Source organism: Pedobacter sp. AJM (assembly GCF_002197755.1).
Lineage (GTDB): Bacteria > Bacteroidota > Bacteroidia > Sphingobacteriales > Sphingobacteriaceae > Pedobacter.
In genome coordinates this window covers 19833-45323 of record NZ_NHOT01000010.1, presented here as the reverse complement: position 1 = coordinate 45323, position 25491 = coordinate 19833, and the positions used below count along the sequence as shown (strand labels likewise).

Below are 25491 nucleotides of genomic sequence, written 5' to 3'. Positions count from 1 at the left end.
CGCTCTATTTATGGCGATATTATTTCCCAATTCGATTATTCACCCTTCCTTAAAATCTTAAGCAAATTATTTTTCTCAAAATAATACATCCCTAACAGAAAAAGGAGTAATATACCATTCCCAATGTAAATATTTTGTTTGAACACCCAAAAACTAAGATAAACCAATAGTATTGAAACCATTAAGTAAATGGTCATTCCCTTTATTTTATAAGGTATTGGGTAATGTTTTTGTCCTAATAGATAAGAAATAACCATAATAATAAAATATGCACACATGGAAACCCAGGCCGACCCCATGTAGCTAAACTTTGGAATCAAAATAATATTCATAATGATGGTGAACACTGCTCCAACAGATGATATATATAAACCAAATCGTGTTTGATCAGACAATCGGTACCAAATGGATAAATTCATATAAATCCCTAAACAAACGTAGCCAAATAACAGATATGGAACAGCAGAAAGGCCGATCCAGTAATTTGGTGAAATAAAATTTTTAATAAGCTGCATATTTGCGGTCAATCCAACAAACAGGATAGATAAGGCCAGAACAAAGTAATACAGGATAGTTGCATAGGTTTGTTTGGCATTCTCATTTTTGGCATGGCTAAAAAAGAAAGGCTCTGCTCCAAGCCTAAATGCTGTATTAAAAATACTGATGAAGATCGCCAGTTTACTTACTGCTCCATAGATACCAATTTCGTGATCGGCTATAGCATTTGGTAAATATTTACTCAATAAAATTTTATCAAGCGTTTCATTAATAATAAATGATAGATTGGCCACTAAAACTGGCCAGCTGTAACCTAACATATTATAGAATAAGGGCTTATTAAAGCTGAATTCTATTTCCAGAAACTGCGGAATAAGCATCACTAAAGTAACTACACTTGCAATTAGATTCGCAATGAAAACATAGCCTACCCAACGCCCTTTATACCAGGAAGCCAGCCAATCAGCAAAAAAGACATCTTGCTTGATCAGCATGGGAACAACAAAGATGAAAATCAAATTGAAACCGACAAAAACACCAATATTTAGAAATTTAATTAAACTATACCGGAAAGGTTTTCCGTCAGCTCTAAGCTTAGCGAACGGGATTACACTAATTGCATCTACAAATAATATCCAAATGAAATATTTAACATATAATTTCTGATTGGCTAGTTCTGTTAAGCTTCCGTTTATGGTATACCTGGCTAAATAGTCAGAGAAAATTAAACCTGTAATGAGAAAAAGGGTAGAAATAAAACCAATCACAATAAAGCTATTGTTATAAACTTCTTGCTTCTTATCCTCATGCTTGTTCAGGTATCTAAAAAAAGTCGTTTCCATTCCAAATGCCAAAATTGGATTGATGATAGAAACATAACTAAACATCTTTGTAAAGATCCCGTAAACGCTGGCGGGATAAACCCTGGTATAAATTGGTGTTAAAATAAAATTAAACAAACGCGAAAAAATAGTACTAAGACCATAAATAAGCGTTTGACCAGCGAATTTTTTATATACAGACAATTGATTGTAGATTTTGGACTTTAGATTTTAGATTGAATTTATCATCCATCAACCTACCTAAAATCTGATTAATAATATTGATATATAATTTTAATTTAGCTGCGAAATCGTGATCGTCAACTTAAAACCTTAACCTTACCAGAGTAGATTCTTTTTTACTACTTCGAAATTTCGGAAATCTTTAAGTTCGCCATCACTTAGCACTACATTTTCCACAACCGATTTCTCCGGTCCTTCTTTGCACCAGTCTATAAAAGCATCTAAGATAAACGGTTCAGCTTCTGCCTCAATGTAAACAGAACCATCCTTTTCGTTCTTAACAAAGCCGCGAATACCCATCTGATCGGCTACAGCCTTTGTGCTCGCCCTGAAAAATACGCCTTGCACCTTGCCCGTTACTTTGATATCGATGTGTTTCGTCATAACAGCAAAGTTAATTTTTTTGTGTGATGTTACACTTGTTTTTTAAACTCGTACCATTAAGTATTTAGTGTCCATCTGTTCCTTAAAATAAAAAATCTAAGCTTGATAAATATTTTTTCCGTTCAGTAAACTCCTGCCAGATTTCATCAAGAATCTGTTTTGCCGGTTTGATTTCATTCAGCATCGCTGAAACCTGACCGATTTCAAGCTCACCATGCACCATGTCACCTTCAAACATACCCAGTTTTGCCCTCGCCTTTCCTAACATTTCGCGAAGTTGAATTTGGTCCGCACCTGCTGCTTCCGCGTTTGCTATCGCATCGGCAAATTCATTTCTGAGCAAGCGCACGGGCACCAGTTTTTTCATGGCCAGCCGTGTATCTCCTTCAGCCGATGAAATAATTTTATGTTTAAATGCGGGATGTGCTGATGATTCTTCTGCAATGGCAAAGGCAGAACCAATTTGTACCGCATCAGCACCCAGCGCAAAAGCAGCCAGCATCGATTTTCCGCTGGCAATACCACCGGCTGCAATAACCGGAATCTGTACAGCTTCCTTAATCATCGGAATTAAACACATGGTGGTGGTTTCTTCACGACCGTTATGTCCGCCGGCTTCAAAACCTTCGGCAACAATCGCATCTACACCGGCTTCTTCTGCTTTTAATGCAAATTTTGTATTCGCAATCACATGAACAACGGTAATTCCTTGTTCTTTTAAAATACTGGTCCATGTAGCCGGATTGCCTGCTGATGTAAAAACAATTTTTACGCCTTCTTCTATTACTACATCAATAATTTCCTGAATGTTCGGATAAAGCAATGGAATATTAACCCCAAAAGGTTTGTCGGTAGCTGATTTGCATTTTTGGATGTGTGTTCTTAAAACCTCCGGGTACATGGAGCCTGCACCAATGATCCCTAAACCTCCGGCATTCGAAACGGCAGCAGCCAGTTTCCAGCCGCTGCACCAAACCATACCCGCCTGGATAATGGGGTATTTGATATTAAAGCATTTACATATGGCATTTTCTAACTCCATAATATTTTATTTAGCCGGATAAGCGTTAAGCTAATCCAAACATAGGTATGTTTTTAAATTACATCCGGGTTTATATTTCAGATTAAAATAATTTCACCACCTGATCACTCACAATGATAAAATCTTCCGATAACTGAATGAGGTTCAATCCCGGTTTTTTACCGATTTCTATAGTTCCTAACTGTTGGTTAAGTGCTAAAAATTCAGCACCATTAATGGTAGACCATTGCAAAAGCTTTTCAAAAGCAATCTTTTTATGTTCCTGTAGAGTCTTCATTTCAGCTAAAATATTCAGCTGATGGTTACTGGCCAAACTATCAGTACCCAAGGTAATTTTCACTTTTTCGTCAATCAGTAAATCAACATTGGGCAAGGTATTCTCAATGTATAAATTAGCCTGCGGACAAAGGCACCAATATAAATGTTGATTATGTGCTTTCGCAAATTCAACATCAGCTTTGTTTGAAACAGTATTGTGTACCAATAAAGTTTTTTGTTCCTTAATATAAGGTAGCCAGCTTTGTAATGATGATTTGTGTGTAGGCTCGAAAAAAGAAATATCCAGTCCTAAAAATTTGTACAAGTCTAAAAATCCTCCTGTTTTACTTTCGAAAAAAGCATTTTCATGATCCGTTTCCTGATTATGGACACTCATAAAATTATTACCTTTTTCAGCTTGATCCCGGATTAATTCAAATAATTCAGGCGATACAGTATAGGGTGCGTGTGGAACGATAGATGCCGGTAGTGGTTCAAAATCTTCTTTAATGCCTTTAACATGATCCATTATGGAGGCAGCGCTTTCAGGGTTAAAGCCCAGTGCCTCTATAAAGGTATGATAATGGATTTTACTGTTTTGTTTTACAGTTTTGGAAGAAACCTGGTTTGAAATATCGCCAACAGCCACAATGCCATTTTCGAACATTTTTTGGTCGGCATTGTACATGGCCTCCAAAATCTGCTCTCCGTCTGCCTGCCTGTTTGTAATAATGCTGCGCACAAATTCGACCAGTCCGGTGTGCTCGGGGATTTGCCCCAACATGTGCGAAAGTTCTAAATGGCAATGGGTATTAATAAAACCCGGAACAATGGCGCCTTTGTATTTTATGACATCCACGTCAAGCTTTGCAATCTCTTCTTCGGTTAAGATTGCAAAGATTTCGCCATCCGGTCGTACAGCAACCGCCCCATCTTTAACCGGAGCCGAAGCAACAGGAAAAATCCAATCGGCTGAAAAATATCTTAGCATAAAGCGAATTTAGGATTTTAGATTCACGATTTGTAATGTAGCGAATAAGTAAATGCCGGAAGAAAATTTTGGCTTTTGGAATAAATTTAAAATTGTAAATCTACAATCGTAAATAAAAAAGAGCCTCCTATCGGAATCGAACCAATGACCTACTGATTACAAGTCAGTTGCTCTACCAGCTGAGCTAAGGAGGCTTTTTATCGGGCTGCAATGATAGAAAAAAATATTCTTTGGATAAAATTTATTTTAATTTTTTGAAGTTTTGAGTTAAAAAAGCAGCCCAGCAATAACGAAACACAAAACCAATCTGTGGCCAATACCCACAACTTGTGGAGAAATTCCCCATTTCATAATTTCTGGCACAACACTAATAAACTGATAAACAAATACTTAATAACTCATGCCAGCTTTGGCATCATTATCAAACATTAGCAAGTATTGTTACACATATTAAATATTAAAATTTACATACTATGAAAAAGTTCATTTTATCAGCTACATTTTTAGCGTTCGCAGGGTTCTCAGCAGTACAGGCAAGTGAAATAAATACAATTAAAAATCCTGCAATTGTTGCAGTTCAAGATAGCGCCGTAAAAACTCCGGTTAAAGTAGAAGAGCTTCCAGAGCCAGTAACTACCGCATTAAAATCTGATGCCTACAAAGGCTGGACAGCTACTGAAGCATGGGCAGTTAAAGAAGGCACAAAAGAATATTACTTAATCAATGTTAAAAAAGAAGCAGAAACAGGTTCTGTGAAAATTGACAAAGACGGTAAACCAGTTCAATAACTAAATGCCCTGAAGGCATAATCAACCATAAGCGTAGCCTTCGGGCTATGCTCAACTAAAACGAATCACGAAACTATATAGTTTCATCACCTTAAATTTATAAAAAGATGAAAAAATTAATTTTATCAGCTGCGTTCTTAGCTTTTGCAGGATTCTCAGCAGTACAGGCAAGTGAAGTAAATACCATGAAAAATGCTGCAATTGCTGCAGTTCAGGATAGTGCAGTGAAAACACCAGTTAAACTGGAAGAACTTCCGGAGCCGGTTACTACCGCATTAAAATCTGATACTTATAAAGGGTGGACGCCTACTGAAGCATTTTCAGTTAAAGAAGGTGCGAAAGAATATTACATCATTAATGTAAAAAAAGAAGCCGAAACTGGTTCGATTAAAATCGATAAAGATGGTAAACCAGTTGAATAAACCCTAAATATTACATCTACCTAGTACAAGAGAGCCAGTTTTTAACTGGCTTTTCTTATTTTTGCTGTATGGCGAAAATCCTGATTTTAGAAGATGATACAACATTTGCACAATTGCTTGAGGGCTTTCTGACTAAGAAAGGTCATGAAATCACACTGGCAACACATATCAAACCTTCTTTCAAATTAATTGAAAATGAAACATTCGATTTATTTTTGATTGATTATCGCCTTCCTGACGGCATTGGCTTTGACGTCATTACGCACGCCAGAAACCTGGGGATCTCTACGCCCATCATCATCATGACCAGCTTTAACGATGTTAGAACGGCCGTAAAATCTATGCAAATGGGTGCCTTTGATTACATTACCAAGCCCGTAAACCCGGATGAACTTTTAATGGTGATTAAAAATTCCTTAACCAAAAAGGAATCAAATGATGTAAAAACCGAAGTGGCTGAAGCAGATCTGATTAAAGGTAAAAGTGCCATCGCAGATCGGCTATATGAGCACATCGACCTCGTTGCACCGACTGATATGTCAGTGATTATTCAGGGAGAAAGTGGTACGGGAAAAGAATTCGCAGCCCGAACCTTACACCAGCAAAGCAAACGGGCCGGTAAGCCTTTTGTAGCCATTGATTGTGGTGCCCTATCAAAAGATTTAGCCGCAAGCGAATTATTCGGACATATCAAAGGTGCTTTTACCGGCGCATTAAATGATAAAAAAGGTCAGTTTGAAGCGGCCAATGGCGGCACCTTATTTTTGGATGAAGTGGGGAACCTGAGCTATGAAGTACAGATCAAACTGCTTCGTGCTTTGCAGGAGCGGGTGATTCAACCTTTAGGGAGCACGAAACAGATTGCTGTGGATGTTCGGATCATCACGGCAACCAACGATGATTTGTTAAACAGCATTTCCGGTGGTGAATTCAGGGAAGATTTATACCACCGCCTGAACGAATTTAAAATTCAGCTGCCTCCGCTACGAAACAGGGGAAGTGATCTCGAATTATTTATCAATCACTTTGTACAGCTTTCCAATCGCGACCTGAACAGAAATGTAAAAAGTATTTCTGCAGAAGCAAAATCATTGCTGTTGAATTATGACTGGCCTGGAAATTTAAGAGAATTGAGCAACGTGATCAAAAGGATGGTTTTGCTTACACCGGGTGAGGTAGCGCAGGTAAATGCCCTGCCCGATGAAATGATGATCTCCGTTAACCAGCAGACCATGCCCGGCAGTGCTTCCGATTTAAAGGCGGTAAACGAGCAAAACGAAAAAATTTTAATTACCGAAACCTTAATCAAGGCGAAACATAACAAGTCCAAAGCGGCAAAAATGCTCAACATAGACCGTAAAACACTTTATTCAAAAATGGAACGGTACGGAATTGAATAAGCTCTTTAGGCTATGTATAACCAATCAATTTGTTTTTATTGCCCACCAGAAGGCTCCATTTCCTCCATCACGGCAATTAAAGCATCCAGCTGAGTAAGTTCATCTAACACTGCTGCATTAATTTCCGGATTTAAGCCATTTTCCGCAATCCTTATTTCAAGTTGCCGCAATGCCTGCGCCAGGGTTTTAGCACCCATTTGAGCCGTCCTCCCGGCAAGGCGGTGGACGATCAAACGGCTTTTATCCTGATCACCTTCTTCCAGTTGTACCTTTAATGCTGATGCATCATTTATGCAATCCTGCTTAAATCTGATCAATATTTTTTCAAGCATCTCCTGATCTCCAAAAGTCATTTTTTCAATAGACGAAAAATCAAACTCCGGGGCCTTGTTCACGAGTGCTGTTTTATCAAAAATAGACAGCAGGTCCACTGCACGGAAAGGCTTCATAATCAACCCATCAAAACCTTCACTCAAAACCATTTCCCGCTCTTCTGGCAATACCTGAGCAGTAATCGCATAAAATTTAACGTGGTCAGGCAGCTTTTTCTTCAGGATATGGCAGAGTTCCATCCCGGTCATTTCCGGTAAACGCATATCCACCAAAACATATTTTAACTCCGGATCGGCATCGGCATGCAGCATATCTGCCACCTGACTGAACCGCTTAAACGGAATGTTATTTTTTTCAAAAATCAGCCCGCAAAGATCGAGGATTAACCTGTCGTCATCAATCACCCAAACCATTCCCGGATTTATAATGGCATAATGCTCCGGATCTAGCAGATCAGGGATTTTTTCAGCTGTTTCCTGATAGGTCAGATAAATATTAAATGTTGTTCCTACCCCGGCTTTACTTTTCACATGGATTCTTCCACCCTGCGCATCAATTAATGCTTTTACAATAGGCAGCCCCAATCCTGTTCCAGTTTGATTGAGCACATATTTTTCCGGAGATTCTATCTGCTCAAATTCATTGAAAATTTTAGGAATATCTTTCTTGTCGAAACCAATCCCGGTATCGTTAATGGTAAAATTAAAATGAAGGTTGCCTGCCTGTTTTTTACAGGATACTGTCAGCATAATTTCCCCTTTAAGCGTAAATTTTACCGCATTGCCGAGCAAATTAAAAAGAATCTGCTTCAACCTGAAAGCATCTCCACAAACAAATTCAACCCCGCCCAGGTCTAAGCTGGTAATCAACCGGAGCGATTTTTTTTCGGCCAGCGGGCGGATAACCGAAATGACCTCATCAAGCATGTTTTTAATCCCGAAAACCTGGTTGTTAAAGCTGAACTCACCTGAAATGATGCGGTTATAATCCAGCACCTCATTTACAATTTGAAGAAGATGGATGGATGACTGGTAAATGGCATTCACATCCTTTTTATCCGGAGCATCCTGCTGTGAGATCAGCTCTGCATAGCCCAGAATAGACTGTAAGGGCGTTCTGATCTCATGGCTCATGTTTGATAAAAACCGCTGCTTCGCTTTGCCATGATATTCAGCCAGGTCTTTAGCTTCCTCCAATGCTTTACGATATTTATTGCTTTTAGTAATGTCTGTCAGGATGAGGTAAAGCAGGATTACGGTAAGAAAAAAGAAAATGACGATGATGACGGTGATCTGGGTAATTCCATCATTTACAACTTCCTTTGCCTGGATGCCATTTAAATCTACCTGCGCAACGGCTTCACTTTCTACTTCCCTTAAAATCTGAAGAATCTGGTTGGTTAAGGCATTACTTGCATTAGACAGATCTGCTTCGCGTTTTAAAAATTTCTGGCTTTTCTGACGTTGCTCCAGCTCAATATTTTTTAGGGAGCCGGTCATGCTTTTCATAATACTGTCTTCAGCTTTTGCATTCAGGGTATCACGTTTAACCTTAAATTCTTCATTTATGATTTTATACACGTCGGCTTTCTTTTTACCAAACAGTTTACTCAGAAAACCTCTTGATTTCTCTTCTTCTTCGGGTGCAACAGTAGTGGTTGATGTAGTGGTTTCGGTGGTTAAAACTGCGCTATCGGTCTGACGGGAACGGGTAGCCACCAAATCATTAAGTTTTTTTACTTCATTAGAGAATGACTTGGTGTTCACCAGCGTTTCACGCACTTTCAGATAGGCAATAAACTGTTTATCACGCTCTACGAGTAAACGCTTAATTGATTTGATTCTGTTAAGCTGTAAGGGATCGCCTTTATAAAGTTTACGAAGGGTATCCAGGCTCGACCTGAGTCTTCTCGATTCCTGCAAAAAATTATTATTGCCCTGTTTATTTAAAGCCGCATCGCGCTGCAACTGATCAAGCCTTGCCGTTTTATGTGATAAATCATTTACAATTCTTAACCTGTCGTTCGGGGCAGAGATTTCTTCCACCGTATTCAGCATCCGGGTAAAGGCAAATTTGCTGATGCCCCAGGCCAGCAGCAAAGCAAAACAAGCGAATAAAAATCCGATGATGACTTTACTTTTTACTGCCCTGAAAAAACGCTTCTGAATTGCGGCTGCCATGAACTATATCTTGTTTGCTATATTTAAACGAATTTTTCGCTTAAAAGACATATCGAACACTATAATACAATTGTATTCAGAAATGGTTTGAATAATTTCTTAATTTTATACTTCGCCTCAGCATATGAACCGTATCGATCGACTTTTCGGAATTTTAACCCTGCTTCAATCAACCAGGCACATTACTGCAGAGCAGATTGCGCAGCGTTTTGATATGAGTGTTCGTACTGTTTACCGGGATATAAAGGCCTTGGGTGAACAAGGGATTCCCATCAGTTTTGAGCAAAACAAAGGCTATTTCCTGGTTCAGGGTTATTTTCTCCCACCTGTATCTTTCAATATGGATGAGGCAAATGCCCTGCTTCTGGTAGAGCGCCTGGTAAATGGTTTTACAGATCACTCCATCCGCTCTCATTATTCTACAGCACTGACAAAGGTAAAAGCGGTTTTAAAAACGGCTCAGAAAGAAAAGTTAGAAAAAATGAATCAGCACATTAAACTGCAGATTCCGGAGCGCTTAACTTTCAATTACGGGTATCTTTCGCTGATTCAACATGCCATCTCAGAGAAAAACTTAATTGAGCTGGACTATAAAAATGCAAAGGAGATATCAAGCAAAAGAACTGTTGAACCCATTGGATTGATTTTTTATGCCTTCAGCTGGCACTTAATTGCCTGGTGTCATTTCAGGAATGAATACCGTGACTTTAATTTACTGCGGATTGCTTGTTTAAAAAACCTGGGAACACCCTTTATCAAAAAAGAGCATATGCCCCTCAGCGATTATATGAGTCTGTTACCGGTTAATTTTTGATTCTTCATTTCAACAAGGCACTTACCTTATCAATGCAATTCTGTTTCCCACCTTTAATTTCAAAATAGAATATAGCTGTTAAAATTAATTTTTGGCACTGCCATAGGGTTGTCAGTAGCCCCTATTTTCTTTGTACAAACAAAAGAAAAAACGATGAGCTTCGCCGACTTATTACTGATGGAATTGCAATCAATTGAAAAATCAAAAAAACAGCATATGGACATTATTAAAGCATTATTAAAGGAATTAGAATCAGAATTTAACACCACGAAAAAATTTATGGCGTTGGTACCTACTGATAAATTTGACTGGGCACCGCATACAAAAAGCATGAAAATGAAATCGCTGGCCAGCCACATCGCAGAACTTCCTGAATGGATTAGCCTGGCTTTGACAACGGAAGGGCTGGACTTTGCTACTGCTCCCTATCAGGAAAAGCAAATAGAAAATAATGGTGATTTGATGAAACTGCTAGAAGAGAGTTATAACAAAGGCAGGTCAGCGTTAATGCAAGCGCTGGTAGAAGATTTCGATAAACCCTGGATTTTACGCCATGGCGAAATGATTTTAGGGGAATGGACAAAATATGAAACCATTCGCGTTTCGATAAGCCAGACGATTCATCACCGGGCACAGTTAGGTGTTTACCTGCGGCTTTTAGACATTCCCATTCCGGGAAGTTATGGACCCAGCGCAGACGAGCCGGGCTTTTAATCAGCAGAAAAAAAATAAAACCCTGGCCATCCGGCACAGGGTTTTTCAATTGTCCCCAGTGACACACTATAAAAAAAGTGTTTTTTTATTATACTGGATAAACCATCCGTATAAACTGCTCAGTGTTTATGATACACAAAGCACTTCATGACGAACAGCCATTTTAGATTCGTTTATTTGTTTCAGATAATCCTGGTAAGCCAGAAGAATACCTTCCGGTAAGCCTGTTTTAGGTTGCCAACCCGTGTTTTTGATTCTGGAAACATCAAGCAGTTTTCTTGGTGTACCATCAGGTTTTGACACATCGAAAATTAAATCACCCTCATATTCCAAAGCCTCTGCAATAGAGGTAGCGAGTTCTTTAATGGTGAGGTCTTCTCCTGTGCCAATATTTACAATATCACTGCTGTTGTACACTTTCATCAGGTGGATGCAGGCTTCTGCCAAATCATCTGCATAAAGAAATTCTCTTTTGGGTGTTCCTGTACCCCAAACCGTTACGTTAGCTGCTCTGGTATCTTTTGCCTCATGTATTTTACGGATCAGGGCTGGCAGCACGTGAGAATTCTCCGGATGATAATTATCATTCTGGCCATATAAATTGGTTGGCATTGCACTGATAAAGTTCATGCCATATTGTTTGGCATAAGCCTGGCACATTTTAATTCCACTAATTTTGGCAATGGCATAAGCATCATTTGTAGCCTCCAGGTCACCTGTTAATAAATATTCTTCTTTAATAGGCTGCTGTGCAAATTTTGGATAAATACAGGATGAGCCCAGAAATAAAAGCTTTTTAACTTTATTCAGCATTGATGCATGAATCACATTATTTTGAATATTCATGTTCTGGAATAAAAAATCAGCGGGATAGGTGTTGTTTGCCACGATACCACCTACTTTGGCCGCAGCTAAGAAAACATATTCAGGCTTTTCTGAAACAAAGAAATGATCTACTTCTAACTTATCGGTAAGATCCAGTTGCTTGGATGTTCTTTTAATTATATTTGTATAGCCCTGGTTGATTAAGGTTCTTTCTATCGCCGAGCCTACCATTCCCTTATGCCCGGCGACATAAATTTTAGCATCTAAATTCAATAAATCTGTCTGTTTCATCTTATTCATATTGATTTTTTATGGTATAGCCTGATTCTTTAAGCAATTGATCTTTTCTGAAAAGCTGAATATCAGCCTCAACCATTTCGCTTACCAGCATTTGCAAGTTGTATTTGGGTGTCCAGTTAAGCAATTCATTTGATTTTTTTGGATCGCCAACCAAAAGGTCTACCTCCGTAGGTCTGAAATATTTTGGATCAACAGCCACTACCTCTCTTCCAATCTCCAATTGATAATCAGGATGGTTACAATACACCACAAATCCTTTCTCTGCTACACCTGTTCCGGAGAAACCGATTTCAATACCAATTTCGGCAAAAGCCAGCTTTACAAAATCACGAACCGGTGTCGTAATGCCTGTAGCAATCACAAAATCTGAAGGTGCATCTTGTTGCAGGATTAAATACATGGCTTCTACATAATCTTTCGCATGGCCCCAGTCTCTTCTGGCATCCAGATTACCCAGGTAAAGCATATCCTGAAGTCCTAAACCAATCTTGGCTACACCTCTGGTAATTTTTCTGGTGACAAAAGTTTCTCCGCGCAGCGGGCTTTCATGATTAAATAAAATGCCGTTACAAGCATACATGCCATATGCTTCTCTGTAATTCACCGTAATCCAGTAAGCATACATTTTAGCTACTGCATATGGCGAACGGGGATAAAAAGGAGTGGTTTCACTTTGTGGAACGGCTTGTACCAAGCCATAAAGTTCTGAAGTAGAAGCCTGGTAAATCCGGGTTTTCTTTTGTAAGCCTAAAATCCTGATGGCTTCCAAAATCCTTAATGTTCCGATACCATCTGCATTAGCTGTATATTCCGGAACATCAAAACTTACCTGAACATGAGACATCGCACCAAGGTTATAAATCTCATCAGGCTGAACCTGCTGGATAATTCTGATCAAATTGGTAGAATCCGTTAAATCACCATAATGAAGAACCAAACTTCTGTTTTCAACTTCAGGGCCCTGATACAAATGGTCGATCCTGTCAGTATTAAACTGTGAGCTTCTTCTTTTTATACCGTGAACTTCATAACCCTTCTCCAATAAAAGTTCAGTTAAGTACGCACCGTCTTGTCCGGTTATGCCTGTGATTAATGCCTTTTTTTTCATTGTCTTTTTTATTTATAAAATATTTTATGTTCCTTTTAAAATGCGTTTTCATGTCCCCTCAAAACCTGCCTTGCGGTGAGCATGATAATTTTTAGATCGAGTTTATTTGACCAGTTTTCGATATACCAGATATCATGCTTTACCCGGTTTTCCATCATTTCATTTCCGGTGGTATTTCCCCTAAAGCCTTTCACCTGTGCCCAACCCGTAATACCAGGTTTAATGCTGTGGCGAACCATAAAATGATCAATGGTTTCACGGTACTCCTGTGTGTGCTTCAGCATGTGCGGCCGCGGACCAACCACACTCATCGATCCCATCAGTACGTTGAAAAACTGTGGCAGTTCATCTAAACTTGATTTTCTTAAAAAGCGGCCAATACCGGTAATTCTGGAATCATTTTTCTGTGCGTGATTGGTGTGTGCATGATCATTAACCACCATGGTTCGAAATTTATAGCACCAAAATGCCTGGTCATCTTTACCTGTGCGCTGCTGTTTAAATATCACTTTGCCCCGGCTGTCTGTTCTGATCAGCAAGGCTATAATGACGTATACCCAGCTAAAAGCAATTAATACCGTTAAACTGAACAGAATATCAAAAAGCCTTTTTAGTTGTTGCTGATATACATATGAGCTGTCTGTCATTTCCAGTGATGGATCTGAGATCAGCTGATCATTTAAATTGCCTGTCAATTCAGTTTGGTAATGGTTTATAATCGATTCGTCTTGTAGATTTAAATTATTCATGTTCAGTTATTGTTGAGCCTTAATTCTGATTACTAAAAACCAGCTCCGTTTTAATTTCTTTAACCTCAGGAAGGAGTGTTTTTAATGCTACGCCCGTTTCCAATTCCAAAAACAAGCGTCTTAAAATCACATCACGGTTAAGCTCCCGCATGGCATATGCACGGGCATTCAAGGTTCTGGTCTGATGATCGCCAGAACAACAGGCCAGGATGGTACTGGCCAACAGACTTTCATCCTCACAATTAATCACCACGCCCATGTTATGTTCCCTGATAATTTTATGTAGTGTACTTCCCTGCTCTGCCGTAACCAGTGCCAAACCACCTGACGAAAGTATTCCGGCCAGTTTAGAAGGCATCATTAAATCACAGGCATTTTTCTTTTGCAGCACCAGGTGAACATCACTCATATTTAAAAATTCATTAAAAATATGAAGGGGTTGCAAGGGTAAAAAGCTAATGTTAAAAAGCTTTTGATCAGTGGCCATTTGCTGCAATTTGTTACGGTATGGTCCGTTTCCACAAATGATAAACTGAATGGATGCATGCTGCTGAAAATCACTGGCAATTGAAATTAAACTTTCCAGGCCCTGTTTTTCTCCAATACTACCAGAGTAAAGCACAATCTTATCTGCAGCAGTAAAGCCCCATTGTTGTTTCAACTCCGCCCTCCTGTTTATGGGATGAAATTCATCTACGTCTACCCAATTCGGAAACATCAGGATTTTCTTATCTGTTTTTAAGGCGACCTTTTCTAACATCCCAGCTGAAATGGTTGAAACGTATGTTGCTCTTTTCATAATGAACTTCTCCATTTTAAGCATCATGGCAAATAAAGACTGGTTTTTAATGACGCCAAGATCTCTGGCCGCCTCAATTTGCAGATCCTGAATGTGGTAAATCATTTTGCTTCCTTTTATAAAGCAGTAGAATGCACTTAAAAATCCCAAATGAAAAGGTGGAGCCACACAAAAAACATAATCACTTTTGGGTTTAAACAGCAGATAAAGCATCATGACCAATGAAGTGATGAAAAAGCTGATGTCATGTAAAATCCTTTTCTTTCCTGTAGGTACTGAAGGCACATAAAGCGGGCATCTGTATACCCTTAGGTCGCCATTTTCGTTAACCTCCTTTTTATAAAACAGCCCGCTATACGGCTTTTGAACACTCCAGTTTGGGTAATATGGAAATGAAGTGACCACGGTACAGTCATAGCCATCCTTAATTAGCCAGTCAATCATCTCACCGGAATATTTTCCAATACCGGTAAGCTCAGGCGAGAAATTGATGCCAAGCAATAAAATGCGTTTTTTAGCGACGTTGATTTGTTCCATAAGGTTAATATTGAGCGGTCACAATCCAGCATCAGGCATCATAACATGCTTAAGGCTGATGAATGTAACAAGGTTTAATGGGTATCATCAACTTTGCTAACATCAATATTGTTGATGGCATAGCTGAATGACAGGTGGTTAGCTGAATTATTTTTCTGGCAAAAACCAGTTATATTAGTTTGTGATTTTTCTATCACGGAGATAAACGGCTGGATTACCTGAATATATTTTTCTGGGTTCCAGGTTTTTGGTGGCTACCGAATTTACGGTAAGGATAGCATGTGATAAACAGGTGATGCCCGGGCACACAACCGATTTTGCACCTATCCAAACGCCATCCGCTAAGGTGATAGCACCCAGGCGATACGGAAAATCCATCTTACTGTAATCATGATTTCCCGTAAGCAACATCGCTCCCTGAGAAATACAGACGTTATCACCAAGCGTTACTTTATCCAGGTTATCAATCCAAACAGATTCGCCAAGCCAGCAGTTATCTCCAATGACTAACTTCTGTGGGTTTTTGATAATCACCCTGGGCTTGATAATTAAGCCTGTTCCAACATGGGCTCCAAATAATCGAAGTAACCATGATTTAAACATATTAGGCCAGGGGATACTGCTGTTAAAGATGAAGTAATTGATGGGATACCAAAGTATAATTTTCCATTTGGTGCCAGCATTATAATCTCCGATGTCAAATTTCGAAAGATCACTGGCGATTAAGGTTGATGTTTCCATGATTGCTTAGTTCGGATTAGAAATTGCATCTACAAACCGGGTGGTGGCCGGCGTGGTAGAAAAGTTTTTGGTAAAAGAATAAAAAGCATTTTTCGACATCATTTTCTTTGTTTTATAAGAGCTCTGCCCCCATGATTCCAATAGCTTACGGGTACCATCAATGGTATTGTTAAACACATAACAGCCACCATCTTCATTAATTTCACGCCAGATATTGACCTGATTGGAAATTAAAACCGGCTTGGCACACCCTAAAGCTTCTACTACGGCGATTCCGAAATTTTCCTGGTGGCTGGGCAGGATAAAAGCTTCACAGCCATAAAAAGCCCCCCATTTAGAAAGCCCTGAAAGCATGCCTGTAAAAATGACCGATTTTCTAAGCAAGTGATTACTGTTAACCTGGTTTTGAATCTTCTTTCCAAATTCACTTTCCAGATCCGGCCCCGCGATAACTAGTTTTGGTAACAGGCCCGCAAGCCCTGAACGGGGATTTTCCTCAACAGATTCTACAATCGATTGATATGCGTCCAATAATAAATCAACTCCCTTTTTTTCATTTATCCTGCTGAGAAAAAGAAGGTAGGGGGCATGATCCAACTGAGGACACCGGCTTTCAAACTCCACCTTCATTTCCTCTACATATGCCGGCGGATGCTCCACCCCTAAACCAGTGATATAAGTTTTCTTTGGTTGATAAGGTTTAAAGGGCAGCTTTGCCAGGGCCGCCTCTTCCTCGCAGGTAAATAAAATACCATCGGCAAGGTTAATGAGTTTATGTTCAATAAATTTCCAGTAAAATACATTTCTTAAGGCTTTCAGTTTTCTGCCCGCAGCCCGCTGGAAATAAGGATCAAGCATGCCATGGGGCATCACAAAAACCTTCGGAATTTTCTCTTCTTTTTTTGAGGATAAGGCTTTGATTGCTTTCTGTAGCGAAAAACCCATATACGTCCAAAGTCCGTGAACAATTACCTTATCGAAATAAGATAAATTGGTTACAAACCATGAGGTAAGCCTTTTATTATATCTCCAGGGTCCTGTTCCACGCCCTAAGGCATGTACCGTAAACTGATCCGCTTTAAAAAAAAATGATTCTGCATTATCTAAACTCACTACTTCACTGTAAATGTTACGGGTAGCTAAACCCGAAATAATTGTTCTTACGGCCTGACATACCCCCCCCTCTTTAGGGTCCATAGATGATACGATATGAAGAATCTTTTGCACTGGCTCCTGGCTCATTAGTATTATAAATTTATATTTTAGGTTAAATTGGCTTTAACCAGTTCATTGATTTGGTTTATCGCCTGCTGATGGTGGAAATGCTGATGAACCATTTGATAATTTTTTTCTACAATCGTGCTGTATTCTTCCGGATAATCAAGGATATGCCTGATTTGTTCAACAGGTTTTTCCCAGTCTACTTCAATCACCGGGTTATAATCAAACAACCGGGTAATCTCTTTCGGAGCTGCGCCGATGATAACACATTTTGAAGCCATGGCCTGTAAATAGCGAATCGTTAGCGTAGATACTTCTCCGGCCAGTGCCGGATGGGTAACACAACGTGGAAAACAGATGCAGATTTTCGAATCAGCAAGACCCGCTGTAAAATCTGCAGTCGTTGGAAACTGAAGTTTCTTCTTTAAGCCGTGAACAGCAACATCATGTGTTGCAGACCGCTCCTGATACTGGTAATTGATGTGATGTTCATGACATCCATCTACAATTACTTCATGATACTGTTGCCAGGAACGTCCAAAAGAAAGTACATGAATGGATCTTTCTGACCATTCTTTATGCTGATAGGCGTGTACATCAATGGTCTCCGGTACCCAGTGAACCTTGCAGTTGCCCAGATTCAGTTTTTGAAAGTGTGCGGTGGCCTGGTAAGAGGAAAGTAATAAAAGATCAATCTTACTCTTATTAACCAGCTGTTCCACACGATCAAAATCAGGTGCCCAAACATCATAGGTCCACAGCACCCTCAAATCGCAATCGGTCCCAAAGTATGGGAATGTTTTGGCAGTAAGGTAATGGTAATACGGAAGGCCCAGTGAAAGCACCGCTCCTTTTATTTTTACACGCCTTAAAATGGGTTTTAATAGTGCCTGAATACCCGAAAAAAACCGCAGTGAAAATGAACGCGGGTTAAAAAGTACCGGACCCTGTTTAATTGTCCAGCCGCTATTGTGCTGACAATAATCTTCAAACGCGATTAAATGTGAAATATCCGGACTTGATTTTGGAATTTGTGATCTGATTAAGGTAACCATAACAATAATTTAAGCAGGTTCTAATGTATTTAACCTGACAATGCGATCATAAACCTGTTCAAAGTCATCCATTGCCTTTTCTTTATTAAACCGCTTGGCATTTTCTAAAGATTTTAACACCACCGCTTCCTGATTTGGCATATTTAAAACTTCTTCCACCACCAATGCTGCATCAGTAGCCCATTGGCGTGGATTTTCTTCATCCCTTAGGGGAATTAAAAAACCAGCATCACTCACCACCTCCGTCATCGGTGCTTCATTACTGGTAATCACCGGGCATCCACAAGCCATGGCTTCTGCACTTGGCCAGCCAAAGCCTTCAGCAAATGATGGAAAAAGAAATAGCGATGCACCCGCATAAATCTGGCTGACCACTTCATCCGTTTGACCAATAAGGAAATGGATATCATGGCGGTATGATGAATCTTTCTGGCATTTCGCGATAAAATCATCAGGAGGTGGCCCCACCAATAACAAGGGCATTCTTTTTTTGGTTATTGATCGCCAGGCATTGTAAATTTCAATTACCCCTTTTCTGTTTTTATACCAGTGGTTACCACCCACGTGAAGGATATAACCATTACTGAGGTTAACACCCAGCGCCGGCGACAAAGATGCTCTCACTTTCACTTTATCTAGTGGTTTGTAAAATGCTTCCAATCCATTATAGATCATGTAAGTATTCATTTTTGCTGCGGGTAAAAGCTTCTTTAAATCAGTATCCGTTTTGTAAGAACTGGTAATGAAGTTTTTTCCTTTTTTAAAGCCATCCCGAATAAATTTCTGATACATTTTACCGGTCAGTCCTACTTCCTGTCCCTTAATTTCGCCAAGGGCAGACCACTGTGCCAGAAAATCATGGCAATGCATCACATGGTTTCTATTTTGAACCAGTGGCATCCAGGGGCCCTGCGCCTGATCGGTAAAAACAAAAATGGTTTCCCGACTAACTTTCTTGAGCCGCTTTTTTACCTGAATCGGGAATAATACATATTGATCGATATAACCCATCCATTTTCTCATTTTAGCAGGAAAAGGCAGATCAAAGCAGGTAGAGCCTGGTGTCCATACACTTACTTCATGTGATTTATCCCTCATACCATCAACGAGCATGTTCGTAAAACGTGGCATACTCGAGAACGCGGGCCTTTTCTCTGATCCGAAGAAATCAGGATTTGAAAAAAATATTATTTGCATATAATTAATTTAAGGAAGACTTAGATGACCGCACTGGCTAAGGCGCAATCAAATTTTCTTCTTTTTGAAGCAAGTGCCGCAATATGACCGGAAAGTGCCAGGGCACATGGCTGGTCTATAACCTTTAAACGATCTTTGATATGGAGGTTAATTTTATCAGCAATTTTACTTTTTGTAATGACTGAGCAACCTGCAGATAGTGCAAATCTCATGGCATTTAAACCAGGTTCATTATCTTCAGCAACAATAAGTACGTCAATCGCTGCATAATGCGCTGATAAATCCTCTTGTCCATCCAGACCAGCATGATGAAATGGCACTCCATATTTTGTGTATGACTTAAAGTCGAGATCTTTAAACAGATTATCTTCCTCTCCGTGATCAATTCCATACAGGTGAATTCTTGACCGGATACGGTCGGGCAGTTCTCCCAGCATAGCAAGAATCATGTTCAGTAATGCTGGTTTTAAGCAATAGCTATTGATTGCAATGACCATTGCCGAGGCATCTATCCGGGCTTCAAACCGTTTGCGGTGTCGCCTTTGCCTTTGTTTATCCCTTTCATTGAGCATATCATTGAGCAGTTAATTCGTATTTGATAATCCTTTTTCAAGGATGTGTTTACAGATATCTTCGTTCCCTAATTTAAGGTGGCGTACTTTCTTCATTCCGGCGTTCTTAATATTTATCAGTTCGTTTCCTGCCAGCAGCTTTTTACAAATGGAAGCACATTCATAGGCGTCATTCCAAAAAACAGCTTCTAGACCATCCACGTAAAGTTTTGTATGATCGCTGGTGCGTTCGGCACAAAGTAAGCCTCCCGCATAAGGTACTTCCATAGATCGGGTGGTATGTAAATCCCGGTTTCCTTTAGAGAGCAGACCTAAACACATCTTTGCCCCTTGTATGGCTGCGATATAATCTTTACCACCCAGGTTTGGTCCCCGGTAATAGGGTTTCAGCAATTTAAAATACCGACTCTTTGGCCATCGATCACCCCAAATGGAAACAGAAATCCCGGCATCAATTAAAACCTTTATAAATTCATCCCGGTTTTCATTGCGCATCCAGGTACCAATAAATGCAACATCAGATTTAAATCCCGCAGGGATCTCATCTTTATGCAGGTAGGGGGCATGTGCCACTTCATCATAACCCATCATTACTTTGATTATCTTTTTGGCACCAAGGGCTTTAAATTCTTCGGCAGCCTGGCCTCTTACCACCGCAATAACATCGTATAATTTCACTGCACTAAGCAAACGATCAAATCGATGTCCGTCTCTTTTTCCTGTCGGATCATCAATACTGTACAGTATCACCGGACAATTAAATTGCTTCAGAATCTGAAGACATTTCCTGCCAAAAAATTCACCATTATCTACCCAAATTACATCAGGCTTGATGCCGGAATGTAAAATCTCTTTTAATTTACGCTGAACCGAAGGCTGAACGAGGCGATAACCACTCCGGAAATTAATAGCCTTCATAATTGAAGACTTAAAAAATTCCGGAAAATGTTCTGCTGCATGGTAATGTATTACCTGATGCCCTATTCTTTCTAAAGCCTTTGCACGGTGGTAAGCGGTAGAGAAATTCCAGTTATCACCGAAATATAATATGTTAAGCATGACATGATTCAAAATAAGTTTGAAAAATCATTAACCTTCAAATGGTTTTAACCATCAACTTTTAAATGTTTATCATTAGGAATGTGAAGTTTTGCCATCTCTTCCATGTGACGGATACTTTGAGATTATTAAAAGCAGCGAACTGCAAAGACAGAAATTAAATCGCGATGGACAATCCTTTTTCAAGGATCTGTTTACAGATATCTTCGTTCCCTAATTTAAGGTGACGTACTTTCTTCATTCCGGCGTTCTTAATATTCATCAGTTCGTTTCCTGCCAGCAGCTTTTTACAAAGTGTGGCACATTCATAGGCATCATTCCAAAAAACAGCTTCCGTACCATCATCGTAAAGATCGGTATGTTCGCTGGTGCGTTCGGCACAAAGTAAACCTCCCGCATAAGGTACTTCCATAGATCGGGTGGTATGTAAATCCCGGTTTCCTTTAGAGAGCAGACCCAAACATATCTTTGCACCTTGTATGGCTGCGATATAATCTTTACCACCCAGGTTTGGTCCCCGGTAATAAGGTTTCAGCAGTTCAAAATGCGGGCTCTTTGGCCATCTATCGCCCCAAATGGAAACAGAAATCCCGGCATCAATTAAAACCTTTATGAATTCATCCCGGTTTTCATTGCGCATCCAGGTGCCAATAAATGCTACATCTGATTTAAAATCCAATGGTATTTCAGCTATATCCTCATAAGGCGCATGTGCTATTTCATCATAGCTTCTCATTACCCTCAGCACTTGTTTAGCACCAAGTGATTTGCATTCTTCTTCCGTTTCTTTTCTCACTACAGCAATTAAATCGTATAATTTTATCGCGGATAAGAAACTATCAAACCGTCGCCCATCTCTTTTTCCCGTAGGATCATCAATGCTGTACAGGATGATTGGGCAATTAAACTTTTTCAAAATCAGAAGGCATTTCTTTCCGAAAAATTCACCGTTATCTACCCAAACCACATCTGGTTTGATGCCCGATTGAACAATTTTTTCCAGATCCCGCTGCACATGCCCCTGCAATAAACGATAGCCACTCCGAAAATTGATGGCACTTATTACGGCAGATTTAAAATACCCTGGTAAGGTTTCTTCCGGATTATGATAGCCAATGATATGATGACCAAGTCTTTCTAATGCCTTAGCACGATGAAATGCGGTAGAAAAATGGCGATGATCACCGAAATATAAAATATTAAGCATTCCCTGCGGTTAAAATTTGAGGATGATTGAGGATAAAATCAGGCTGTTTATTTGCTGGATTTAACGAATAAACCAGAAAATTTAAACAGGATAAAATATAGAAACAGGCTTTGGATATATCCCCTGATTAAAAAAGTAAATGGCCCGGCAACGCTTTCTGTGGGCAGGTACTGAAAAATAGAAGTCAGCGCCAGTAAACCACAAACACTAAATATAATATTGTGTTCCACCTGGCCGTGAAGCCTGTATTTTAAAGTCCCTTTGATGATAAATTTATCAAACAGCATAAATACCGGAATCATCACTACCCCCAGAATAACCAGGTACCAATATCCAAATGCTGCCATGCCCGTGCCTGACATATTTCCTAACCGGTAACCACCAAAGGTTGAATTACCTGCACCAGCCAGATTATAAATGTAATCGCCGAATGATTGGGCATATAAACTTTCTTTATCAATTTCGGGTTTAATTACCCGAAGTACAGGATCAGGAAGCGCACCCCATACGTAATTGATGGTATGTGATCGCATCTGCGGGTTATTTTCACCCACTTTTTCTGCCTGCACCAGGCTGGCGTCGCTGTACTTGATCGTGGCAAAACGAGAGGCAAATGCATTGTCGAGGTAACGTTCATCCCAGTCGCTTTCCAGCTGTCTGTCTTCTAAACGGCGCAAAGCAATGGCCCGATCATCTTTCATCGCCACCCAGGTTTTCTCAATCAGTTCCTTTTTACTGATGTCTGAACGTTCAGCGCGAACAAGCAACATGGCTGTTCCTAAATTTCCAAGCGGGCCGTTAACAAACCAGATTCCAAAAATCGCCAGAACAACTATTTTATAATTCACTTTAGGAATGCGAAAAATACCGATGAGCAAGCCTAAAAAATAAGCGAAACCAATAGATGCGAAACCGATCATGAACACACCACGGCTATTCCTCGCAATACTTACGATGAACAGCATAACCGTAAAGCCAACCAAAAGATAAATGGTAGATTTTTTAACCTTTCCCACGCCACCAAACAAGCCTTTAAAAGGAATAAAGTAGGGTGCATAGGCAAAGGGAAAAAGTGCCTGAATGGCTTTTCCGGAAGCATCACCACTGATTTCTGTAGCTAAAGACTGATTAAAAACCAAGACATAAATATTGGCCAGAAAACCAATTAATCCCATAATCCACAATTGTAAATTCTGTGGGGTTTCAAAAAAACCAAGTCGCTTTAAAATAGAAGATTCCCGATCTCTTTGCAAAGGCAGCCAGCGGTAAATATAATGTGCGATGAACAGTACAATTAATACCAGGCTCGCATGAAAAAAAACATCCTGCGGTTTTTCTAAATTATAAACCACGGGTTTAAATTCCAGTGAAGTAAACAGCAAAGGGAAATAAAACTGTGTGGAAGCAAAGCCGATGACAATAAATAACGATAACGGATATTTCCTGATCATATCATCCGTAATGATAAACTCTGTTACGATTAACCACACAATCGCAATATTCGCGATGGCAATAATGTTATCAGTGGTCCAGAAGAAATAACACTGAAAAAACAAGGCAATAAGCAGGATTACCCTCGAATAAAATTTGGCCTGCCCCAAAAATGTGGAGCCCACCATCACTTTAACCAAGGGTATGGTTTTCCTGTTTGAATAGGATTTATCTTTTTGATATGCCGGAATATTCATGATATGGTTTAGTTTTTATGTCCGAAAACATTTAAAATGGCTTTCGCCTTGATGACCGCTAATTGTGGTAAAGTTAACCAGTACCGATAAAGGTTAAAGGCCAATAGCAATAAAGCTATGGTGAGAATTAAATGTTCATCATTTGGTAAAATAATCATCAATACAACCCCAATACTGGTAAATGCTACCGATAATAGGGCTACATTAAAACCCTGATGAGGCCATTCCAAACCAGCATTGATTAACCACTTCTCCGCAATTTTTGTAAAAGCCACTGATGCCGCAATTTCTGACAGCAGCAAAGCCATACCAGCACCTTTGATGCCCAATACCGGAACCAGGATTAAGATTCCGACTACAGCAATAACTGCACTCATTATAGAAATCATCAGTTGTGGTTTCAATAAATTATTGCCTTTCACCACAGCAATACTGGGTTGGGATAATGCATAAACCAGTACTCCTATTGAAAGCAAGGCAAATAACCAGGGATCAAAACTCAGCTTGCCCCTTGTCCAGGCGTTGTAAATTAGTGGGATAAAAGTTTGAACCACAAGTAAACACGGCGCAATGATGGCGATGGTCACTAACCACAATGTACTAAATGCCACTTCTGTTTTTTCCTGATCGCGTTGATGCAAAAAATTCATGAGCTCAGGCATCAGTGGATTAATAATCGTTCTTAAACCTTGCAATGCTACATTAGATCCGGTTCTGATGGTCGAAAATACCGCGATACCAGTAGCCCCCATAATGGGCGACATGATTAGTCTTGCGCCCTGCTGACGAACATTTTCCAAAAATCCGGTTACGGAAAGATTGGTAGATTTCTTAAAACTGGTCCATCCCAATGCAACAGATGGCCTGATCACTTTTACATGGTGTTTCTTCAACAGCTTCAGCATATCAAACCAAACAGGAAGATCAAAAGCCACTTTGGCAATGGCCATGACCATTCCCGCGGTTAAGAGATTAGCGCCAAAAACAACTGAAATGGCTGGTGATAGCAACAAAACGGTATTGGTAAGTACACTCCACCATGCCATCCGGGGGTAATAGCCGAAAGTAGCCATGATCCGGTTTAATAAACCACCAACCGTGTTGCAAAGCAGCCAGATGATCGACTGAATCAACAGGATATAAAAAGCCTGTATGGCCTTTGCCCTTAATGCCGATCCGAGATCTTTAAAAATCATAGGCAGAATATCCAGCCAGTAAATCAGCAAGACCACAATGATCTGAATCAGGCCTAAAATGATGGCCACCATCATACCCGAAGAAAGTAATTTACTTATCTTCTTTGGCACCCGGCTGCCCAGCTTCAAAAACTCATAGGCCATATACTCCTGAAAACCCAGATCGAAGGCACTGAGTAAGCTTGAAAAAGATAACACCGCAAGCCATAACCCATAGGTAGATGCATCCCAGTAACTTAAATATAAGGGCACCAGTAATATTTGCGCCAGCATAGCCACTGCGATTTGTACCCAGGACGCGATGGTTCCGGAAAGAATTCTTTTTGAAGCGGACATGAAATAGCTTATA

The 25491-nt window shown here is 39.8% G+C and carries 23 protein-coding genes and 1 tRNA gene; 5 read left to right on the top strand and 19 right to left on the bottom strand.

Annotation, left to right across the window (positions count from 1 at the left end; translation table 11 throughout):
• Positions 1–35 precede the first annotated feature (35 nt).
• From CBW18_RS16430 to CBW18_RS16410, 5 genes are all read right to left on the bottom strand, one after another.
• Entirely contained in the window at positions 36–1523 is a 1488-nt protein-coding gene (locus CBW18_RS16430; protein WP_088302426.1) for a lipopolysaccharide biosynthesis protein, read from the bottom strand.
• 135 nt (positions 1524–1658) lie between these two features.
• The gene (locus CBW18_RS16425) at positions 1659–1946 is read right to left on the bottom strand and encodes an acylphosphatase (protein WP_088302425.1); all 288 of its coding nucleotides are present in this window, start codon (positions 1944–1946) and stop codon (positions 1659–1661) included.
• An 82-nt stretch (positions 1947–2028) separates the two neighbouring features.
• A complete protein-coding gene (locus tag CBW18_RS16420; protein WP_088302424.1) occupies positions 2029–2988 on the bottom strand; it encodes a nitronate monooxygenase family protein in 960 nt (319 codons plus the stop codon).
• Between the two features lie 82 nt (positions 2989–3070).
• Entirely contained in the window at positions 3071–4237 is a 1167-nt protein-coding gene (locus CBW18_RS16415) for an amidohydrolase family protein (protein ID WP_088302423.1), read from the bottom strand.
• A gap of 121 nt (positions 4238–4358) precedes the next feature.
• Positions 4359–4431: transfer RNA gene (locus tag CBW18_RS16410), tRNA-Thr, on the bottom strand.
• Between the two features lie 279 nt (positions 4432–4710).
• Between CBW18_RS16410 and CBW18_RS16405 the strand changes: the two genes are divergently transcribed.
• The 3 genes from CBW18_RS16405 to CBW18_RS16395 all read left to right on the top strand — a co-directional run bounded on the left by CBW18_RS16405 (position 4711) and on the right by CBW18_RS16395 (position 6847).
• A complete protein-coding gene (locus CBW18_RS16405) occupies positions 4711–5025 on the top strand; it encodes a hypothetical protein (protein ID WP_088302422.1) in 315 nt (104 codons plus the stop codon).
• A gap of 107 nt (positions 5026–5132) precedes the next feature.
• Complete coding sequence (locus CBW18_RS16400; protein WP_088302421.1) at positions 5133–5447, top strand: hypothetical protein; 315 nt, start codon at positions 5133–5135, stop codon at positions 5445–5447.
• 68 nt (positions 5448–5515) lie between these two features.
• Positions 5516–6847: a sigma-54 dependent transcriptional regulator gene (locus tag CBW18_RS16395; protein ID WP_088302420.1), complete on the top strand. Its 1332-nt coding sequence runs from the start codon at positions 5516–5518 to the stop codon at positions 6845–6847.
• Between the two features lie 35 nt (positions 6848–6882).
• Here CBW18_RS16395 and CBW18_RS16390 read toward each other — a convergent pair whose 3' ends face one another.
• The gene (locus CBW18_RS16390; protein ID WP_088302419.1) at positions 6883–9360 is read right to left on the bottom strand and encodes an ATP-binding protein; all 2478 of its coding nucleotides are present in this window, start codon (positions 9358–9360) and stop codon (positions 6883–6885) included.
• Positions 9361–9484: 124 nt separating this feature from the next.
• Here CBW18_RS16390 and CBW18_RS16385 point away from each other — a divergent pair, with 124 nt between their 5' ends.
• Together CBW18_RS16385 and CBW18_RS16380 are read left to right on the top strand one after the other, a co-directional pair.
• Positions 9485–10174 (top strand): YafY family protein, encoded by a 690-nt coding sequence (locus CBW18_RS16385; RefSeq protein ID WP_088302418.1) that lies wholly within the window; start codon positions 9485–9487, stop codon positions 10172–10174.
• A 216-nt stretch (positions 10175–10390) separates the two neighbouring features.
• On the top strand, positions 10391–10888 hold the full coding sequence (locus tag CBW18_RS16380) for a DinB family protein (RefSeq protein ID WP_088302597.1): 498 nt from the start codon (positions 10391–10393) through the stop codon (positions 10886–10888).
• A 126-nt stretch (positions 10889–11014) separates the two neighbouring features.
• Here the strand turns inward: CBW18_RS16380 and CBW18_RS16375 are convergent, their stop codons facing one another.
• The 13 genes from CBW18_RS16375 to CBW18_RS16315 all read right to left on the bottom strand — a co-directional run bounded on the left by CBW18_RS16375 (position 11015) and on the right by CBW18_RS16315 (position 25478).
• Positions 11015–12013, bottom strand: a complete 999-nt coding sequence (locus CBW18_RS16375) for a GDP-L-fucose synthase family protein (protein ID WP_371566915.1) — start codon at positions 12011–12013, stop codon at positions 11015–11017.
• Positions 12006–13121 carry a GDP-mannose 4,6-dehydratase gene (gene gmd, locus CBW18_RS16370; RefSeq protein WP_088302417.1) on the bottom strand — a complete coding sequence of 372 codons (1116 nt, stop codon included), beginning with the start codon at positions 13119–13121 and terminating at the stop codon, positions 12006–12008. The genes CBW18_RS16375 and gmd overlap by 8 nt, the downstream gene beginning before the upstream one ends.
• Positions 13122–13156: 35 nt before the next feature.
• Positions 13157–13870 carry an exopolysaccharide biosynthesis polyprenyl glycosylphosphotransferase gene (locus CBW18_RS16365; protein ID WP_088302416.1) on the bottom strand — a complete coding sequence of 238 codons (714 nt, stop codon included), beginning with the start codon at positions 13868–13870 and terminating at the stop codon, positions 13157–13159.
• A gap of 19 nt (positions 13871–13889) precedes the next feature.
• Entirely contained in the window at positions 13890–15206 is a 1317-nt protein-coding gene (locus CBW18_RS16360) for a WcaI family glycosyltransferase (RefSeq protein ID WP_088302415.1), read from the bottom strand.
• 174 nt (positions 15207–15380) lie between these two features.
• A complete protein-coding gene (locus CBW18_RS16355) occupies positions 15381–15947 on the bottom strand; it encodes a WcaF family extracellular polysaccharide biosynthesis acetyltransferase (RefSeq protein WP_088302413.1) in 567 nt (188 codons plus the stop codon).
• A 6-nt stretch (positions 15948–15953) separates the two neighbouring features.
• Positions 15954–17189 carry a glycosyltransferase gene (locus CBW18_RS16350; protein WP_088302412.1) on the bottom strand — a complete coding sequence of 412 codons (1236 nt, stop codon included), beginning with the start codon at positions 17187–17189 and terminating at the stop codon, positions 15954–15956.
• 20 nt (positions 17190–17209) lie between these two features.
• Positions 17210–18223 (bottom strand): glycosyltransferase, encoded by a 1014-nt coding sequence (locus CBW18_RS16345; protein WP_088302410.1) that lies wholly within the window; start codon positions 18221–18223, stop codon positions 17210–17212.
• Positions 18224–18232: 9 nt separating this feature from the next.
• A complete protein-coding gene (locus CBW18_RS16340; RefSeq protein ID WP_088302408.1) occupies positions 18233–19420 on the bottom strand; it encodes a glycosyltransferase in 1188 nt (395 codons plus the stop codon).
• Positions 19421–19440: 20 nt separating this feature from the next.
• The gene (locus CBW18_RS16335; RefSeq protein ID WP_088302407.1) at positions 19441–19992 is read right to left on the bottom strand and encodes a hypothetical protein; all 552 of its coding nucleotides are present in this window, start codon (positions 19990–19992) and stop codon (positions 19441–19443) included.
• A gap of 12 nt (positions 19993–20004) precedes the next feature.
• Positions 20005–21051: a glycosyltransferase gene (locus CBW18_RS16330; protein ID WP_088302405.1), complete on the bottom strand. Its 1047-nt coding sequence runs from the start codon at positions 21049–21051 to the stop codon at positions 20005–20007.
• Positions 21052–21208: 157 nt separating this feature from the next.
• Positions 21209–22258: a glycosyltransferase gene (locus tag CBW18_RS16325; RefSeq protein ID WP_088302403.1), complete on the bottom strand. Its 1050-nt coding sequence runs from the start codon at positions 22256–22258 to the stop codon at positions 21209–21211.
• Between the two features lie 47 nt (positions 22259–22305).
• The gene (locus tag CBW18_RS16320) at positions 22306–23946 is read right to left on the bottom strand and encodes a hypothetical protein (RefSeq protein ID WP_088302401.1); all 1641 of its coding nucleotides are present in this window, start codon (positions 23944–23946) and stop codon (positions 22306–22308) included.
• Between the two features lie 8 nt (positions 23947–23954).
• On the bottom strand, positions 23955–25478 hold the full coding sequence (locus CBW18_RS16315; protein ID WP_088302400.1) for a lipopolysaccharide biosynthesis protein: 1524 nt from the start codon (positions 25476–25478) through the stop codon (positions 23955–23957).
• Positions 25479–25491: the final 13 nt, after the last annotated feature.

Coding starts and splice junctions, on each gene's coding strand:
- CBW18_RS16425 (WP_088302425.1), bottom strand. CDS start 1,946: ATGACGAAACACATCGATATCAAAGTAACGGGCAAGGTGCAAGGCGTA.
- CBW18_RS16420 (WP_088302424.1), bottom strand. CDS start 2,988: ATGGAGTTAGAAAATGCCATATGTAAATGCTTTAATATCAAATACCCC.
- CBW18_RS16415 (WP_088302423.1), bottom strand. CDS start 4,237: ATGCTAAGATATTTTTCAGCCGATTGGATTTTTCCTGTTGCTTCGGCT.
- CBW18_RS16405 (WP_088302422.1), top strand. CDS start 4,711: ATGAAAAAGTTCATTTTATCAGCTACATTTTTAGCGTTCGCAGGGTTC.
- CBW18_RS16400 (WP_088302421.1), top strand. CDS start 5,133: ATGAAAAAATTAATTTTATCAGCTGCGTTCTTAGCTTTTGCAGGATTC.
- CBW18_RS16395 (WP_088302420.1), top strand. CDS start 5,516: ATGGCGAAAATCCTGATTTTAGAAGATGATACAACATTTGCACAATTG.
- CBW18_RS16390 (WP_088302419.1), bottom strand. CDS start 9,360: ATGGCAGCCGCAATTCAGAAGCGTTTTTTCAGGGCAGTAAAAAGTAAA.
- CBW18_RS16385 (WP_088302418.1), top strand. CDS start 9,485: ATGAACCGTATCGATCGACTTTTCGGAATTTTAACCCTGCTTCAATCA.
- CBW18_RS16380 (WP_088302597.1), top strand. CDS start 10,391: ATGGACATTATTAAAGCATTATTAAAGGAATTAGAATCAGAATTTAAC.
- CBW18_RS16375 (WP_371566915.1), bottom strand. CDS start 12,013: ATGAATAAGATGAAACAGACAGATTTATTGAATTTAGATGCTAAAATT.
- gmd (WP_088302417.1), bottom strand. CDS start 13,121: ATGAAAAAAAAGGCATTAATCACAGGCATAACCGGACAAGACGGTGCG.
- CBW18_RS16365 (WP_088302416.1), bottom strand. CDS start 13,870: ATGAATAATTTAAATCTACAAGACGAATCGATTATAAACCATTACCAA.
- CBW18_RS16360 (WP_088302415.1), bottom strand. CDS start 15,206: ATGGAACAAATCAACGTCGCTAAAAAACGCATTTTATTGCTTGGCATC.
- CBW18_RS16355 (WP_088302413.1), bottom strand. CDS start 15,947: ATGGAAACATCAACCTTAATCGCCAGTGATCTTTCGAAATTTGACATC.
- CBW18_RS16350 (WP_088302412.1), bottom strand. CDS start 17,189: ATGAGCCAGGAGCCAGTGCAAAAGATTCTTCATATCGTATCATCTATG.
- CBW18_RS16345 (WP_088302410.1), bottom strand. CDS start 18,223: ATGGTTACCTTAATCAGATCACAAATTCCAAAATCAAGTCCGGATATT.
- CBW18_RS16340 (WP_088302408.1), bottom strand. CDS start 19,420: ATGCAAATAATATTTTTTTCAAATCCTGATTTCTTCGGATCAGAGAAA.
- CBW18_RS16335 (WP_088302407.1), bottom strand. CDS start 19,992: ATGCTCAATGAAAGGGATAAACAAAGGCAAAGGCGACACCGCAAACGG.
- CBW18_RS16330 (WP_088302405.1), bottom strand. CDS start 21,051: ATGCTTAACATATTATATTTCGGTGATAACTGGAATTTCTCTACCGCT.
- CBW18_RS16325 (WP_088302403.1), bottom strand. CDS start 22,258: ATGCTTAATATTTTATATTTCGGTGATCATCGCCATTTTTCTACCGCA.
- CBW18_RS16320 (WP_088302401.1), bottom strand. CDS start 23,946: ATGAATATTCCGGCATATCAAAAAGATAAATCCTATTCAAACAGGAAA.
- CBW18_RS16315 (WP_088302400.1), bottom strand. CDS start 25,478: ATGTCCGCTTCAAAAAGAATTCTTTCCGGAACCATCGCGTCCTGGGTA.